Here is a 16,083-nt window from a genome sequence, read left to right as displayed (position 1 = left end):
GTAACTCCAAAATCTCATATATAGTAAATTATAACAGTTACCCCCAAACTTACCCCACTTTATTAAAAGTGGCTATAAGATCATAAAAAACGATATAAGACGTAAAATCAACGGTAAATCAAGGGGTTGAAGCTGTTTTTGGGATGATTTGAGACTTTAAAAAACACTAAAATGGCGGAGGAAGAGGGATTCGAACCCCCGGAGGTGTTACCCTCAACGGTTTTCAAGACCGCCGCTTTCGACCACTCAGCCATTCCTCCAGCGATATTCAATAAACATGAAATTTGTTTAGCTGGCTCCCCGAGACGGGCTCGAACCGCCGACCCAGTGATTAACAGTCACTTGCTCTACCTGCTGAGCTATCGGGGAATAGCTAACGAGATGGCATTTTATGCGCATAATGCAGACTTGTCAACACTTTGCTTTTAAGAATTTTCTTTATTTTTCTGCCAACCCAATACAATGGTTTTTACTTGATCAACTGGAATTTCATTTACGCAATGACAGCGCATGTTAATCCGGCAGTCACTACAGTCTTTTTCTATTGATAAACTCTCAGCTTGTTTACCTACAGGCCCCCAACGACCAGCGTGAAATGGTTTTATTGGTGCATACATACCTAAGGTATGAATACCATAGGCTGCTGCAATATGTACAGGCCCTGTACTACCTGCAATTAAGCCATCAGATAAAGCGATTAAGTCAATAACTTCACCTAAGCTTGTCTTTCCAGTAAGATCAGTAACAAGCTCAGCTACAGGCTCTATGAGCTCTTGATATACTTTCTCTCCTTCTTTTTGGCTACCTGTGATAAAGACTTTAAATTTATCTTGTGGTAGTTGGCAAATTAATTCTGCATAAAATGATGGTGACCATTCAATATGCTCACCACGTGTCTTAGGATGTATAATTAAATTAAATTTGTCCTTATCAATTAAAGATGACACTTTTTCATTCGCATTAACGCTTTTAAATTCTCTCAAGGCTATAATTTCATCTTTTGTATAATAGGCCTTATTTGTAAATGGTTTTAATAGCATCATATCCAATTCAGTCTCATGTAAATTTGACTGACTACGGCTGACATTTCGCCAACGATTACAATAAAGAAAGTGATACATTCTTCGAGATGTACCAACACGAATAGGAATTTTAGCTTTTTTCATTAAACGTGCAATTGCCTTATTAGGGTGAAAATGAATAACTGAATCAATACCAAGTGAACGAATATATTCAATAGCCTTTTCTTCAGGCATCTCTTGAATCTCATCCCAATTAATCAGCTGATCAACATCTTGATAACGATTAACAATATCCTTCGTTTTTGATGCTGAGGCTAAAAATAATATACGTGCATCAGGATAATGCTTTTTTATCTCTGTCGCTGCTGGTAATGTCATAATCACATCACCAATTTGATTGGTTTTACTTAATAATACTGTTTTACCATGTAATGAAATCATTAACTTTATTTAAATACTATTTAACTTTGAATGATTACATAATAGAGCCGAGTTGGAAAATTGGCAAATACATTGCAACAACTAATCCGCCAATTAAACCACCTAAGATAATCATAATCACAGGTTCTATTAAGCTACTTAAGCTTTCAACTGCATGATCAACATCTTCTTCATAGATATCAGCAACTTTATTCAGCATATGATCAAGGTTGCCAGAATTTTCACCCACTGCGACCATCTGTACAAGAAAGTTCGGAAAAATATAAACTTCTTCAATTGCACTATGCAATGTCGCACCATGACTAACCAAAGTTCGAATTCTTAATGCGGCATGCTCATAAACTAAATTACCGGTTGATTTGGCAACTACTTCTAATGCCTCAATCATTGGCATACCAGAAGAGAAAATTGTCGCTAGTGTTCTAGCAAAACGTGCCACAGCGGCTGTTTTTAAAATCTTACCAACAATTGGTGTTTTTAATAACCATTGATCTGTTAAATAGTGAAATTTAAAATTTTTACGTCTTAGTTGTGATAATACGATAATACTAAATAAAATTAATAGAGCAATCACATGCCAATAGGCTTGAGCAAAATTAGATAGATCAATAATCATCTGTGTAAACGATGGTAGCGTTGCACCAAAACTATCAAATAAATCAGAAAATGTTGGTACAACATAAATTAACATAACGGCTGTAACAATAATTGCTGTCACTAAAACAGCAATCGGATAATACAGTGCTTTTTTAACTTTTTTCTTTAATGTTTCATGTTTTTCTTTATAGGTTGCTATGCGTGCTAGCATATGATCTAGTTGCCCTGAGGCCTCACCAGCTTTGACAAGATTAATCGATAATACATCAAAATAATTGGCATACTTCGTTAAGCTATCTGATAGTGTTCGACCCGATGAAACCATATGACGAATATCAACTAAAATACTCGCTAATTTTTTTTGATGGTTTGAGCTTTCTACTAACATATCCAAAGCTTGGATAATTGGAATGCCTGCAGTTAACATCGTTGCCATTTGTCTGAAAAAAAATGCAATATCGACTGCCTTAATCGGCGGCTCGAAAATAGATAATGATTTTGATTGTTTACGAATTGATAATACTGTAATACCTTGTTTAATCAATAATGTACGCGCACTTTGTAGCGTTGATGCAGCGGTTTGCCCCTGAATCATTAAGCCTTCTTCATCTTTACCTTTCCATAGAAATATATGTTGTTTGTTTAACCTTTTTGACATGATATTAATACTTTTCTCTTAAAAAATTATATATGCTATGTTGTACGGTTTAATTCTTCTAATGATGTAATACCTTGTAATACTTTTAAAATAATTGCATCTTTCAAAGTAATCAGTTTTTGTGATTTAGCCATTTTTAATAATTCAGCAACATTGGCTTTTTCTAAAATTAATTGCTGAATCTCAGGTGTAATCTCAAGTATCTCAAATACACCAATTCTACCCTTATAACCATGATTACAATGTTCACAGCCACAAGCTTTATAAATAGTGACATCATCGATAAGCTGTGTTTCTTGAAAGCCTAGCTCTTTTAGTGCAGATGAATGGATATGATCTTCTTCTTTACAATAGTCACAAAGCTTTCTAATTAAACGCTGTGCGATCACAAGCGTAATAGAACTTGCAATATTATAAGAAGCTAGCCCCATTGATGCTAAACGCGTAATCGTCTCACATGCATTATTTGTATGTAATGTTGATAAAACTAAATGTCCCGTTTGTGCAGCTTTAATTGCAATTTCAGCTGTTTCTAAATCACGGATTTCGCCAATCATAATAATATCTGGATCTTGTCGTAAAAAAGCCCGTAAGGTACTTGCAAATGTTAAACCTGTTTTAGGGTTAATATTCACCTGATTAACCCCTGGTAAATTAATCTCAATAGGGTCTTCTGCAGTGGATACATTTTTATCTAATTGATTAATAATACTTAAGCCACTGTATAAAGTCACCGTCTTACCTGAACCTGTAGGACCTGTCACCAACACCATACCTTGAGATAAATTCAATGCATTTAAATACTGTGCTTTTTGGTATGCTTCTAGCCCTAACTCATGTACATTTAAATTTAATTGTCCTGAATCAAGAATTCTTAAAACAATTTTCTCCCCATAAAGTGTTGGACAAGTACTAACACGAAAATCAACCGCTGAACGTTTCGATATTTGCATTTTAAAACGACCATCTTGAGGAATACGTCTCTCAGCAATATCCAAATTTGCCATAATTTTTAAACGAGAAGTTAATTGTTTGGCTAAATGTACAGGCGGTTTAGATTGCTCATATAAAATACCATCGAGTCGATAACGAATTCGATATTGTCGTTCAAATGGCTCAAAATGGATATCGGAAGCACCTTTTTTAATCGCATCAATAATGGTTTTATTAACAAATTTAACAATGGGTGCATCCGCTTGCATATCTGCTTTATCTTTAGTAGCTGATGCAATATCAAATTCAATTTCACTTAAGTTTTCATCTGAAAAATCAGCTAATACCTGATGCGCATAAAATTGTGTCGCCTTATTAATAAATTTCTCTAGTTCAGATGAAATACACATCACACAAATTACTTCCATACCACTAAAAAAACGATAGCTTTGCATTGCTTCAACATTTAAAGGTTGGGAAGTTGCTAAAACCAAACGGTTATTGCGTTTAAAAATCGGAATCACATGATAGCGTTTAACCAAATTATCATCTAGGTATTGATCAGGAATTACAGAAGGATCTAATGTTTTAATATCAATTAAAGGTAATGCATAAAACTTACTAGCCCGATAAGCAAACTCAACCTCATCTAATAAATGATTTTGACTTAAATAACTAATGAGGCCTTGCTTGGAAGATTCAATGGCGCGTTTTGCATCAGTAATTGCTTGTGGGTCTAATGCACACTCTTTAATTAAAAATGAACTCATACCTTGTAATTGATCAACTAAAGCCATTATCTTTACCTTATTAAAATATAAGCTTTATGATTCACTAACTCGATATCTGACTACAACCTTGTGGTGCAAACTGTACAGGCACATTGGTTGTGCATGACCAAGTTAAGCGCCCTTTTGTTGCTTGCGGTGTTAAGACTATCACATCACCATTTACATCAGTATCAATACCTGTTAGAGTTGCCGTAATCACCCCATCAGAGACGCTAACACTAGAGACATAATTCGAAGCAATATCAGTGGCATCTTCTAAGCCAACTGCCGCATTATCTGCACCAACTAAAGTGCTTGAAGTACTATAATAAACGGCAATCCCCGTTTTAGCGCCTGTTACAAGGCTTAAAGCATCCGCAACTTTTGATTTAATGACATAATTATTATATGCTGGAATTGCAATAGCCGATAATATACCTAAAATAACAATGACAATTAGTAATTCAATTAGTGTAAACCCGCGCTCTTTTGCTCGAGATGACTTCATAGATAATATCTCCTTATACTACAACCATATTATCAATATTAACAATCTCTTTAGTCTTAGTTATAGCCTATTTTCAATAAAAAGGATAATGGGTAATAAAAATACTTTCATCATTTTAAATCTTATTCTTGTTGAATAGAATCTAATCATTCTTAAAAAATATAAAAAAAGTCCTAAAATAGACTTGATTTATACAACCACATCGCTATAATTCAAACTCGTTCGCTGGCATGGCTCAACTGGTAGAGCAGCCGACTTGTAATCGGCAGGTTGTGGGTTCAAGTCCTACTGCCAGCACCACTTTTTCGCGGACCGGTAGTTCAGCTGGTTAGAATGCCGGCCTGTCACGCCGGAGGTCGCGGGTTCGAGTCCCGTCCGGTCCGCCATGTTTAAAAGCTTATGCCATTATTTTCTTACTTCCCTGCTCTCTCAATTAAAAAAAAGACATGATGGCATCAAGTTTTTCTATTTTGACTTTTACAAAATTCAATGACTTATAAAAATATTTTCAACTATTTCAGTTTTTTCAACGCAAAAGTAATAAACAAGAACTAAAATTAGAATATTGCCCTAGTTAATTAGTTATGGTGGAAAAATGAATAAATCAATTATCGCTTTTATCGCTTTATATACTTTTGGATATTCTTTATATGCTAATGATCCTTGTGATAACTTAGCTTCAGCCAAAGAGTTAACTGATACCTGTTCAGCTGGTTCAACTACTCCCTGCACATTAACATCAGGTACAACATATAAAATTTCAAATAGCGATACCGCTTCAAAATCAATTGGTAGCAGCACTTCATTATTACCTCCGATTGAAATTAAAGGTACATTATGTATTACTAATAAGACTTTAAAGGGACCAGTTAAAATTTACGCTCAATCTTTTTGGGTTAATGGCGGAACATTTCAAATTGGTGAAGAAAAAAAACCAATTAGCAGTGATAAAAAAGTAACTATTATTATGTCAGGAGCAGCAAGTAGTGCTATGGCACCTGTACCCTTATGTAAAGAGCCAGGATCACAAATTACTTGCTCAGCAATTGCAACTACTTCAAGTAATACCAATAATGCTCGTGATATTACAGTCACTGATGGTGGGAAACTATTATTATATGGCGCAAAAGGACTCACAAAGGATGCAAGTGGCAACTATATTCATGACCTTTTAAGCGGGCAAACATTTAGTGCCTGTTATACCTCAGGAAGCTGTCAAACAAGCTTTGGCACAGACACACATAACCTTAATTTAGACCCTTATTTTAATATATTAACTGGTTCTAATAGCTGGAGTTATCTTGCAATGCCTGCAGGTGCTAGCTATTTCAGCGCTGATAACTGGATTCAAGCACCTGTTAACTACACTAATTTAAAAATTTATACAGACTCAACATTGTCAACACCAGCACCTCAAATTACTTCAGCAAATGCAGCATATTACCTAGTATTATCTAAAGATGTTACTAGTGATAGCAGCACAGGCTGGCAAAAAGGCGATTGGATTAGTATTTCAACAACAAGTTTTTCATCTCATCAAACTGAAATTGTACAAGTTTGCGATATTTATTATGCACAAAATTCTGAGCAAGATACCAATGTTTATCCTCAATTATCCCAAGACCCTTTTTATAAAGGGCAAACTACCAATCATACACAATATACACAAGCGCTAGGCTTAAATAATGCAGTTAGTGTTTTACGCCTAGCAGGTGAAGGTTGTGCAACAGATGATTTTAAATCAACAGATACAGGCACACCACTTGTTAATTATCACTTTGGCGGGCTAATGCCAACACCTGGTTATTTCTCTAGTGATACATCTTATACTAATTCTGATGGCACTACTTTTTCTGATGTTATAAAAGGCCAAGCTTATAGTTTTTATGACGGCGCTTTAAGGAATTTTGGCATAGATGAACGGGCAGAAGTTGCTTTATTATCAAGAAACATTCACTTAACCTCAACAGCCGATGATGGCAGCCCATCGCAACCTAATTATCCAACGTCACAATACTTTGGTGGGCATTTAGCTGTTATGAATCATCAGGGAGGCACACCTAGTGAGCAAGTACATTTAGTTGGTGTTGAAATTGAAAAATTTGGTCAACCATTAGTTGGCCGCTATCCTATTCATTTCCATCGACTTAATAGTGATAGCACAACTGAAGATACGCATCTTTTAGTACAAGATACAAGTGTCCACCACAGTTATAATAAATGTTTTGTACCGCATGCAACTAAGGGCATTAAATTCTATAATAATGTTTGTGTCCGTGCCATTGGACAAGGTTTCTATCTTGAAGATGGCTACAGAATTGAAGATAATCAATTTGTGAGAAATTTAGTAGCTGGCGTGATGGGCGCATCACTTGATTATACACCATATGCACCAGGTGCAAACCTTCCAGCTCCAGGCACTGGTAAAAATTTATTCTGGGCTGGCGACTATAAGACTAATAGTCAAAAATTTATTGCTGGTGGATACAACCCTGCAAATATTCCTGATACCTCAAATTCAGGTGCTAATACAGGTCACCCTATCGACTCACTCAATCCAAATGGTTTTTGGATTACCAATTTTGGTGGTCAACTAACACCAAATTTATTTCTTAATAACTCTGTTGCAGGTTGTCAAATTCAAGGTCGAGGCTATTGGCTTGTTAAACAAGCATTACCAAGTATTTATCAGCCTTCAGGATTTCCTAAACAAACAACTTATCCAGTGTTTCAGGGTAATAGGGCTCATGGCTGCTATGCAGGATTAGATACCGATGCACGCATGGATTTAGGCCTCTCCAATGCAACAACAAGCGCACCTTATCCAGTATCACCTGACATTGCTGTTAATGACCAAGCATTAGCACCAGGTGTCATTTTTAATGATTTAACTTTCACTCGTATCCGTTATAAAGCATTTTGGACAAGAAGTTTATTCACTATATTATTAAATAGTCGATTTGCTGCTAACAAACAAGGCATTACAATCTTAGGTGGTGGTGGTCCTGAAGGTAATTTGCTGGGTTTCTGGGGACTTGTTAAAGACAATGTTATCGCTGGTATTACCAATAACAATGTTGAACGCTTTTATGATTGTAATAACTATATATCTACTCAAGGCACAGATATGACAGCTCTGGGTGTTGAAGTCTATAACGAAGCATCTGAATGTGTTGCCTTTGCATCCCAGCCTTTAGTTGGAGATGATGCAACTATTTATTTAGGCCTACACGGAGGAGATCAATCAGCTAATTCAGTCAATGCTATTGTTGGAGAAGGTTCTGTTGTTAATGGTAATATTCAAGGATATACCTATTATGATGGCCCTGCACGAATGGAAGATACACGATTTATTAATTTTAGAGTTGATGCAACCGACCAACAAACATTGGAAAATCAAACAACGCGTTATATGGCAACACGTGTTGATGCAAGAAAAATGTTAGATAAGAACAAAAATATCAATCAGTTTGGCATCAACCTTTATGGGCAGCCTGGAGGAACTGGGCACTATGGTTATGTTGGTGATCCTGCAATGGCCTGGATTAAAGGAAATAGCCAATCTTTACCACCAACACAGTATGCACTTAACAACATTTGGGATAATACTGATTTTAAACACCAGGTATTTACCGAAACTGTTAATATGAATGCTGGCATTTCAGATGGTGACAAGCAAACGATTATTCTCGATAAAGATGCAACACTCGCCGGCTACCAAGTTTGTAATGCAACAGGCTGTGATGATGACATTAATCACTTCCCTATTTCATTGAATAATTTAAATTTCTATGGTACACCATATACAGTCGATGAGCCTGATGCCATTGGTAGAAATAATGTCATTGCCAGTGCCATGATGTCACCACATAAATATGCAACTATTAACATTGAGACATCCGTTGCAGAAAGCGTTGCTGCAGCCCCTAAATATGGTGCATTGGGCAATGACCACTTTAATTTACAAATTATTAGAGATATGCAAGTATATACAAACCAAATCTCTGATATTTACTTATATGGCCGTGGTGGACAGCCAATATTTGAAACCTTTTTTATGAACAATATGGGGTATACAATATACCCACAAAATAATGCACAACCAACTGCATTTAATGCAGATATCCTATTAAGTTATTCAGATGCCCCCGTAGATAGCCTATTTATCAATCGTATTGGTATTTGCTTAGGCACCGGAGCACAAGTTACTGAAGTAGGAAGGCTACTAAGGCAGTGGGGAGATGATGTCCGATATTTGAATGTATCACCTTATATTAGTCAAATGCAAAACAAGGATAATTGCACAGCAATCTTTAAAGATCCCAGTGAGTGGAATACCTGTAAAGCAAATGCTTCAGCAATATCAAAGGCTAACTCACTAACTGATATTAACAAAGAATTTATTACTTTATCAGCACTTAACCCTGGAGATGTAGTGAATCAGTCTTATTACTTTGATCAAACAAGCGGTATATTGTACTTTAATATGGTACAACTTGGTGACCCCAAAACCGTTGCAACAACTAACCCTATAACACCACCTTATGCACTGTGTAATAACAACAATAATATTAAATTTAATGGTCAGCCATATAGCTATACCACAGCCTTTGATAACTATAAAGCATATAAAATGTTTAGTAATACCGATAATATAACGCTATCGATACAATCAGCATGCTTTTTCCCAAGAAATACCGCCTTAACTCAACAGCCACAAAATAGCAGCCTAATTAACTGCCCAAGAGAAGGCTGCGTAAGTTATACCGTTGAATTTACTGGTGGTGATGGTACGTGCAGTACACCATCAGATACAGCAAAAATTATTGCACCAACTACCGTTGATACAAGTAAAACAAAAGTTACAGTAAATACAAGCAATCAACTTGTGTATGCTTCTCCTTACTGGTTAAAACAATCACAAACGGTCATAACACCTAGTCAAGGTGAAATTACAGTTAACGGCTACTATGCAGGTAATGCTAATGGTACACAGTCATTTTACTTTAACTGTGATCAAAGCATTCTAAACCCAAGCTCTAATACAAAGGGGTTATTACCTGTCAGCACACTAAGTTGTAATACAAGCAACCAAGCAACCATTGGAGATACAAAAGGTAGCAAACCAACAAACTTAACTCCATGGACATTAGCAACTGGTGGTGGCACATCTGCAGAAATATCAGGTGCTTCCTTTGCAGGCCCTGCACCTAATTATGCACCAATGAGTTCTATTTCTGTATCAGCTGTTAGTTCAAGTGGATTATTCTATATTTCTGGAGATTACCCACATACTGTTACAATTTCCATTGATGCTAAAGCTGGTGCAAGTCCTGGTACATATAACTGCAATCAAGTCATACTTAAAGATGGCGGCAAAGTAGACACATCAGCGTGTTCAAGTGGGTTTACTAATCATTTTACTGTTAATTCAGCAACACCACCAACACCGACTACATTAACAGCCCACCCATAAATATCCACAAAATTTGATGATAGATAATTTTATTTATCATCTGTATATTCACATATTTTTATAACACCTATACCAAAATATTAAACCATAGATTGCAATACCAAAAAAGGCTAGTCTAGCCAATGAAGAAAGATATAAAGCTTCTAAAAAAAAGATATAAGATGATACCAAAGAAGCACAAATCCAAATATACCAACATTGGAGTATTTTTCTAATTAATAGTCCTTGACCAAATAGTGCGGCGATTAAAACAAATGAATCTAAATATGGGTCTTCACCATGTAAGAAATAAGCATCAAATAGACTCCATAAATAAGCTAATAGTATAATCATCAAAAAAATAACGATTACTGTTAAAGGTTTTAATCGATGAATAATTAACACTTTTTGGTGTGTTTTTTGATCACGCCAAGCCCAACTGATAAAGCCAATAACTTGTATCGGAACATAAATAATATTTAAAATCATGTCAGAGTATAATTGACTTTGATAAAACACATAAGCATATAGCGATGCTTGAACAACACCAATAACCCAATTGAGAATATTTTCTCTAGCTGCTAGATAAACACCTAAAAATGAAGCAATGACAGCACATAGTTCTAACATAAAGGCCTTAATATTAAATGAATCAATTTTATATTATTTTAAAACGATAATTTGATTAAAAGTATATTACTCTATCAAATTAAATTGGCAATATCTCAATTAGCCTATTAAAGTTAATTATGAGATAGTATAAAATAATACACGAGCTAGCTATGAGTAAACTTTTTCACAACGAGCATGGTTTTTCTTATATTGAAGCAACCATGATCACAGCAATTATTGGTATCGTTGCAGCAATTGGAATCCCAAGTTATATGGCACATCTTGATCGCGCAAAATTAGCTGAGGCCTATACCCTTTTATCTTCTAAACAAGATGACGTTGTAAGTCAAATGATCTCAAGTGGTAATATAGATAATATAACACTTCAACAACTTAACACATCCAAAACAACTACCAATGGTAAATATGGAAACGTTAGATTTAATCGAGATGGCATTATAACCTATACATTTACAGATAAAAAACTCGCTGGCAATTCAATTAGCTTAAAACCTATTATTGCAACCGATGGTACAACAAATTGGCTTTGCCAAGCACAAGGTGAGTTTCCAGCCAACCCTTGTGGGCCATTTGAATAATTTATTTATTTTTTAGTGGCGAGTTTGACGTTTTTTTTCATGTTCATCGGTATTAATCTTTTCAATAATTTCCTGCTCTCTTTTCTCTAATAGCATAATTTTTTCAGCGACACCATCTTGTAAGAACCTTGCTGACATATAAGATTTTAATTGTGCTTGAATCCGAATAAGTTCCGCTTTTAGTTTATCTAGCTCTTTATCATCCATATAAAATTGCTCTCTACTTTTCAACTATTCATACGCCTATTATTAAAAAATAAAATACTAAACTAAGCAACTAGAGAATACATCTGGGTGCATTTTTGTTACAATTAGCTAACGATATTAACATTAATTAACAAGCGACTTTTGGATAGCGATTATGCGCACAGCTTATGCGCCCTATCAACATTTATGGGAATATTTAGATGATGATACGCAAATTATTGCTGTCAATTCACGCCTGACTGAACACTTAAATAAACTTTTTATTTATCACCTTAAAACAAAAACCAATCGCTCTGTTGTTAATCAACGTATTCTAACGCTTTATCAATTCTTTGATCAGATGATTGATTGTCTTTATTTCAATCAAAAAACAGATGAAATACCACCTTTTTTTTATAATAGTAACCAAAACCTACTACTATGGCAGCAAATTATTGAAAATGATAAAAATACACAGAAGGATGATGTATTTTTAAATGTATTTGATGCTACCAAAGATGCGATAACTGCCTATGATTTATGTTGCAACTGGATCACTGATATGGATATTTTTTCATATCCGTCTGAGCATTTAGATTTTAAACGCTTTAAACAGTGGCTTATACAATTTCAAGCTTACTGTAATGATCATCATATTTATCCGGAAACTTTCAAATTAGCTATGATCATTAAAAAGCTTAAAAATTTACAACTTCCTTTCAAACGATTGATTTTTATTGGTTTTAATGATTATTCTTTAGCACTGAAAAAACTTTTAGAGCAATTAAAAGAACTTAGTATTGAATTAATACACTGGCAATTAGAATCACCTAATGATTTTAGTGACCCCAATACGCCATTTCTAATTAGTACACCTAAACTACCTCAAGCAACAACAAGTATCTATGCTTTTGAACAAACAGAAAATGAGCTTATAGCCATAACAAAAATGATCTATGAAAATTTTTATCGCTACCCAAACCAAACAATTGGCTTAATCATTCCAGATTTACATCTTATTCGTCACAGAATAGAAAAAATATTTGATGTGCAATTTTTTTCTAAACACAATCGCTTAGAAGCGCTTAATAATACCGATAAGCCTTATATGATCTCTGGTGGTAAGCCATTAGCTACAATGCCAATTATTAAAACTGCCTTGATGATTTTAAAATTAAATGCTTCATCAAATCTTGAACACCTTATTAGAGTTCTTGAGTCACCATTTACCTATAGCGTTAATTCATCCTTTGATCAACGCCAACAATTAATTGACTTAATTAAACATAAGTATTTTAAATCAACTACGATAAAGACGCTTCTCTCTGACCCTGATTTAGTAGAACATTTATCTGAATTTAAACTACCGCTTGAAAAAATCATCAACCAATCAGTTAACTATGCTTCAAAGCCACTATTATCCATACAAACTAAACTACAATTATTCAATTTCCCTGGCAATGAATCACTATCTAGTGAAAACTATCAAGCTGTTGAACAGTTCTATCAACTACTAACTGAATTAAAAAAGTTACACAATATAGTCAACCAGAGTGATTCAATCAATACGATTATACAATTAGAACAACTTGCCAAACAAACGATTTTCCAAGCACAGAGTAATCCAAATGCATCGATATTTGTTTTAGGTATATTAGAAGCAAGTGGGCATTACTTTGATCGTTTGTATGTTATGCGCATGCATAATCGATTGTGGCCATCTCAACCCAAGCCAAATACGCTACTACCAATAGAATTACAAAAACAATACCAAATGCCACATGCTACTTATGAGCGCCAATTATATTATGCAATGCAAATAAGCCGTGCTTTTTTCTATCAATGTCATAAGCTTTTTATTAGCTATAGCCTTTTTGACGGTGAAATCACGCAAAGCTTAACGCCTATCATGCATACTTTAATACCCAATATCAATCTGATTAAACAATCTGATGACTTTAAAAAACACCAATTACTACCAGAGGTTAAATTTAAAGAAACAACATTAAGCTTAGAAGCCTTACAAGAGCCCTATAATGCCAATAGCTATTTGTATAAGGATTTTAGCCATTGCCCCTTTAAAGCACAAATGAAGTATCGCTTGAAACTAGAGCCATTGATTGAGTTTAAAGAACCACTCAATGCTAAGGATAAAGGAATTTTAATTCACCAAATGATGGAAATTATCTGGCGGCAATTAAAAACTCAACAAGCATTAAATAATCTGACTGATACTGAATTAGAACATATAATTCAACAAGCAATCAAACAGGCACTATATAAAAATAAACAGCTATTTCCCTCACAACTAGATTATTTAGCTATGATTGAAACAAATCGTATTACCTTATTAATTAAGCAATGGCTTTATTTAGAAAAACAAAGAGAGATCCCTTTTCATGTACTTAGTCATGAAAAAAGCACACAGAAACAAGTAGGCTTATTAACGACTAAATTACGCATCGATCGCATTGATCAACTAGATGATGGAAACCTATGGTTAATCGATTATAAATCTGCCTATATGACAAACCCAAAAGGCTGGTATAACGATACGTTATCTGAACCTCAATTACCTCTATATGCCATTGCATTAGATAATGTAACTGGGATTAGCTTTGCACAGATAAATGGCCAATCAATGAAATTAAGTACATTAAGCACCTATCATTCATCACTTCAGTTATGTGAAACCCGTATTGATATAAAAACACAGTTCATTGAGCACCGGTATAAAACCATAACAATGGAATATGATAATTGGCAACAATTAATTCATTACTGGAATGAGCATTTAACTGAACTGTCAAATGAGTTTACACAAGGAAAATTGGATATTACACCCAATACACAATGTACATTCTGTGAATTTGATCAACTATGCCATTACCAACATTTCAAACGTGGCACAATTTGATTAATATCGCCAGCACCTTGGATTAAAACAACATCCTTATGATTAACGAAGGACTTAAGTATTTGTTCTGCTTTGTTGTGATCGCCGGCATAATAACAAGTGCTACCTTTATTAGATAACGCATTAGCTAATGTTTCAGCATCAATCCCTTCAATTGGTTGTTCACTGGCAGCATATGTCTTTAAAACAACGCTTTGATCGGCATCTGCTAAGGCATTAATAAAGGCTTTAAAATGTTCACTCGTTCGGCTATATCGATGCGGTTGAAACAAATGCACAATTCGCCTACCTGGGAAAGCACTACGAATGGTTCTCAATGTTGCCTTAATTTCAGCTGGATGATGACCATAATCATTAATCAATGTAAAACTTGTTGATTGATTGACTATTTCAGAGACTTCAAAGCGACGCGCCACCCCTTGAAATTGAGCTAATGCTGTTTGAATCGCTGTAGCTTTAACACCATGAAATAGGCTAATGACAATCGCACCTAATGCATTCAATACATTATGCTCGCCCGGCATATTTAATATCACTTCAAATGACTGCTGATTAATTTTATCAATGACTTCAAACTGACTGGTTAATGCGTGATAGGTACAATTCACCGCTTGGATATTTGCGTCAGATGATAGGCCAAATGATATTAATTTCGCCTGTGTAAACTTACGTTGTAACAGCTGTATTTTAGGGCAATCAATATTAATTGCTAATAAGCCAGATTGTGGCACATTTTGTGCAAAATCGATAAAACTTTGATTAACCTTAGTTATATCATGGTCATATTGACACATATGGTCGTAGTCAATATTGGTAATAATTGCATTTTGTGGCTGCAATGCTAAAAATGACTGATCACTCTCATCTGCTTCTGCAATAAAAAAAGAACTTTCACCCACATCCGCTGTTTTATCTAAGCTTTGAATAACACCACCAACAACAAAGCTTGGCTTAAGCTTGGCATGCTTAAAGATACTTGTAAGCATTGCAGTTGTTGTTGTTTTACCATGTGTGCCACTAACTGCAATACCATAGCGACGATTCATTAATAATGCTAACATCTCTCCTCGTGTTATTACTGGAATATGTAATTGCTTAGCTTTTGTAATTTCTGGATTATCAGGTGATAATGCTGAAGTAATCACAACTAAGTCAGTCACATCATGAATATGACTCTGGCAATGACCGCGAACAATACGCATGCCTTTTTTTGCTAATCGATGCGTAATTTGAGAATCATTTAAATCTGAACCGCTAATTTGATGACCTAATTGATGTAATACACTAGCAAGACCACTCATACCAATTCCACCAATACCAACAAAATGAATGGATAATACTTTATTTAAGCTTATTTCATTTAAATTAATTGAATCATTAACCAC

10 protein-coding genes and 4 tRNA genes are annotated in these 16,083 nt (G+C 34.9%); 5 read left to right on the top strand and 9 right to left on the bottom strand.

The genetic code is table 11. The features are described 5' to 3' along the window. Nucleotides 1-172: 172 nt before the first annotated feature. The 6 genes from KFE69_00500 to KFE69_00475 form a co-directional block, all read right to left on the bottom strand. Nucleotides 173-260, bottom strand: a tRNA-Ser gene (locus KFE69_00500). A gap of 33 nt (nt 261-293) precedes the next feature. Continuing rightward, nucleotides 294-369: transfer RNA gene (locus KFE69_00495), tRNA-Asn, on the bottom strand. A 56-nt stretch (nt 370-425) separates the two neighbouring features. Next, entirely contained in the window at nt 426-1,463 is a 1,038-nt protein-coding gene (locus KFE69_00490) for a glycosyltransferase family 9 protein (protein UTW42659.1), read from the bottom strand. A gap of 34 nt (nt 1,464-1,497) precedes the next feature. After that, nucleotides 1,498-2,718 carry a type II secretion system F family protein gene (locus tag KFE69_00485; protein ID UTW42658.1) on the bottom strand — a complete coding sequence of 407 codons (1,221 nt, stop codon included), beginning with the start codon at nt 2,716-2,718 and terminating at the stop codon, nt 1,498-1,500. A gap of 35 nt (nt 2,719-2,753) precedes the next feature. Beyond that, a complete protein-coding gene (gene pilB, locus KFE69_00480) occupies nt 2,754-4,448 on the bottom strand; it encodes a type IV-A pilus assembly ATPase PilB (GenBank protein UTW42657.1) in 1,695 nt (564 codons plus the stop codon). A gap of 37 nt (nt 4,449-4,485) precedes the next feature. Next, complete coding sequence (locus KFE69_00475) at nt 4,486-4,929, bottom strand: pilin (GenBank protein UTW42656.1); 444 nt, start codon at nt 4,927-4,929, stop codon at nt 4,486-4,488. 224 nt (nt 4,930-5,153) lie between these two features. Between KFE69_00475 and KFE69_00470 the strand changes: the two genes are divergently transcribed. From KFE69_00470 to KFE69_00460, 3 genes are all read left to right on the top strand, one after another. Then, a tRNA-Thr gene (locus KFE69_00470) sits at nt 5,154-5,229 on the top strand. Between the two features lie 9 nt (nt 5,230-5,238). Beyond that, nucleotides 5,239-5,315, top strand: a tRNA-Asp gene (locus tag KFE69_00465). A 209-nt stretch (nt 5,316-5,524) separates the two neighbouring features. Next, nucleotides 5,525-10,405, top strand: a complete 4,881-nt coding sequence (locus tag KFE69_00460; GenBank protein ID UTW42655.1) for a hypothetical protein — start codon at nt 5,525-5,527, stop codon at nt 10,403-10,405. A 48-nt stretch (nt 10,406-10,453) separates the two neighbouring features. Here the strand turns inward: KFE69_00460 and pnuC are convergent, their stop codons facing one another. Next, complete coding sequence (gene pnuC / locus KFE69_00455) at nt 10,454-11,014, bottom strand: nicotinamide riboside transporter PnuC (protein UTW42654.1); 561 nt, start codon at nt 11,012-11,014, stop codon at nt 10,454-10,456. Between the two features lie 152 nt (nt 11,015-11,166). Between pnuC and KFE69_00450 the strand changes: the two genes are divergently transcribed. Beyond that, nucleotides 11,167-11,595, top strand: coding sequence for a pilin (locus KFE69_00450; GenBank protein UTW42653.1), 429 nt, complete (start codon nt 11,167-11,169; stop codon nt 11,593-11,595). Between the two features lie 12 nt (nt 11,596-11,607). Here KFE69_00450 and KFE69_00445 read toward each other — a convergent pair whose 3' ends face one another. Continuing rightward, entirely contained in the window at nt 11,608-11,826 is a 219-nt protein-coding gene (locus KFE69_00445; GenBank protein ID UTW42652.1) for a hypothetical protein, read from the bottom strand. 130 nt (nt 11,827-11,956) lie between these two features. Here KFE69_00445 and KFE69_00440 point away from each other — a divergent pair, with 130 nt between their 5' ends. Then, nucleotides 11,957-14,698, top strand: coding sequence for a PD-(D/E)XK nuclease family protein (locus tag KFE69_00440; GenBank protein ID UTW42651.1), 2,742 nt, complete (start codon nt 11,957-11,959; stop codon nt 14,696-14,698). On the opposite strand, the gene KFE69_00435 is transcribed toward KFE69_00440, so the two are convergent. Further along, a complete protein-coding gene (locus KFE69_00435) occupies nt 14,668-16,083 on the bottom strand; it encodes a UDP-N-acetylmuramate--L-alanine ligase (protein UTW42650.1) in 1,416 nt (471 codons plus the stop codon). The genes KFE69_00440 and KFE69_00435 overlap by 31 nt on opposite strands.

It is taken from the genome of bacterium SCSIO 12844 (assembly GCA_024397935.1).
Classification (GTDB): Bacteria; Pseudomonadota; Gammaproteobacteria; order Francisellales; family Francisellaceae; genus M0027.
The sequence above is the reverse complement of the archived record's forward strand: the minus strand, read 5'-3'. Positions and strand labels throughout refer to the sequence as shown.

Coding starts and splice junctions, on each gene's coding strand:
- KFE69_00490 (UTW42659.1), bottom strand. CDS start 1,463: ATGATTTCATTACATGGTAAAACAGTATTATTAAGTAAAACCAATCAA.
- KFE69_00460 (UTW42655.1), top strand. CDS start 5,525: ATGAATAAATCAATTATCGCTTTTATCGCTTTATATACTTTTGGATAT.
- KFE69_00485 (UTW42658.1), bottom strand. CDS start 2,718: ATGTCAAAAAGGTTAAACAAACAACATATATTTCTATGGAAAGGTAAA.
- pilB (UTW42657.1), bottom strand. CDS start 4,448: ATGGCTTTAGTTGATCAATTACAAGGTATGAGTTCATTTTTAATTAAA.
- KFE69_00475 (UTW42656.1), bottom strand. CDS start 4,929: ATGAAGTCATCTCGAGCAAAAGAGCGCGGGTTTACACTAATTGAATTA.
- pnuC (UTW42654.1), bottom strand. CDS start 11,014: ATGTTAGAACTATGTGCTGTCATTGCTTCATTTTTAGGTGTTTATCTA.
- KFE69_00440 (UTW42651.1), top strand. CDS start 11,957: ATGCGCACAGCTTATGCGCCCTATCAACATTTATGGGAATATTTAGAT.
- KFE69_00450 (UTW42653.1), top strand. CDS start 11,167: ATGAGTAAACTTTTTCACAACGAGCATGGTTTTTCTTATATTGAAGCA.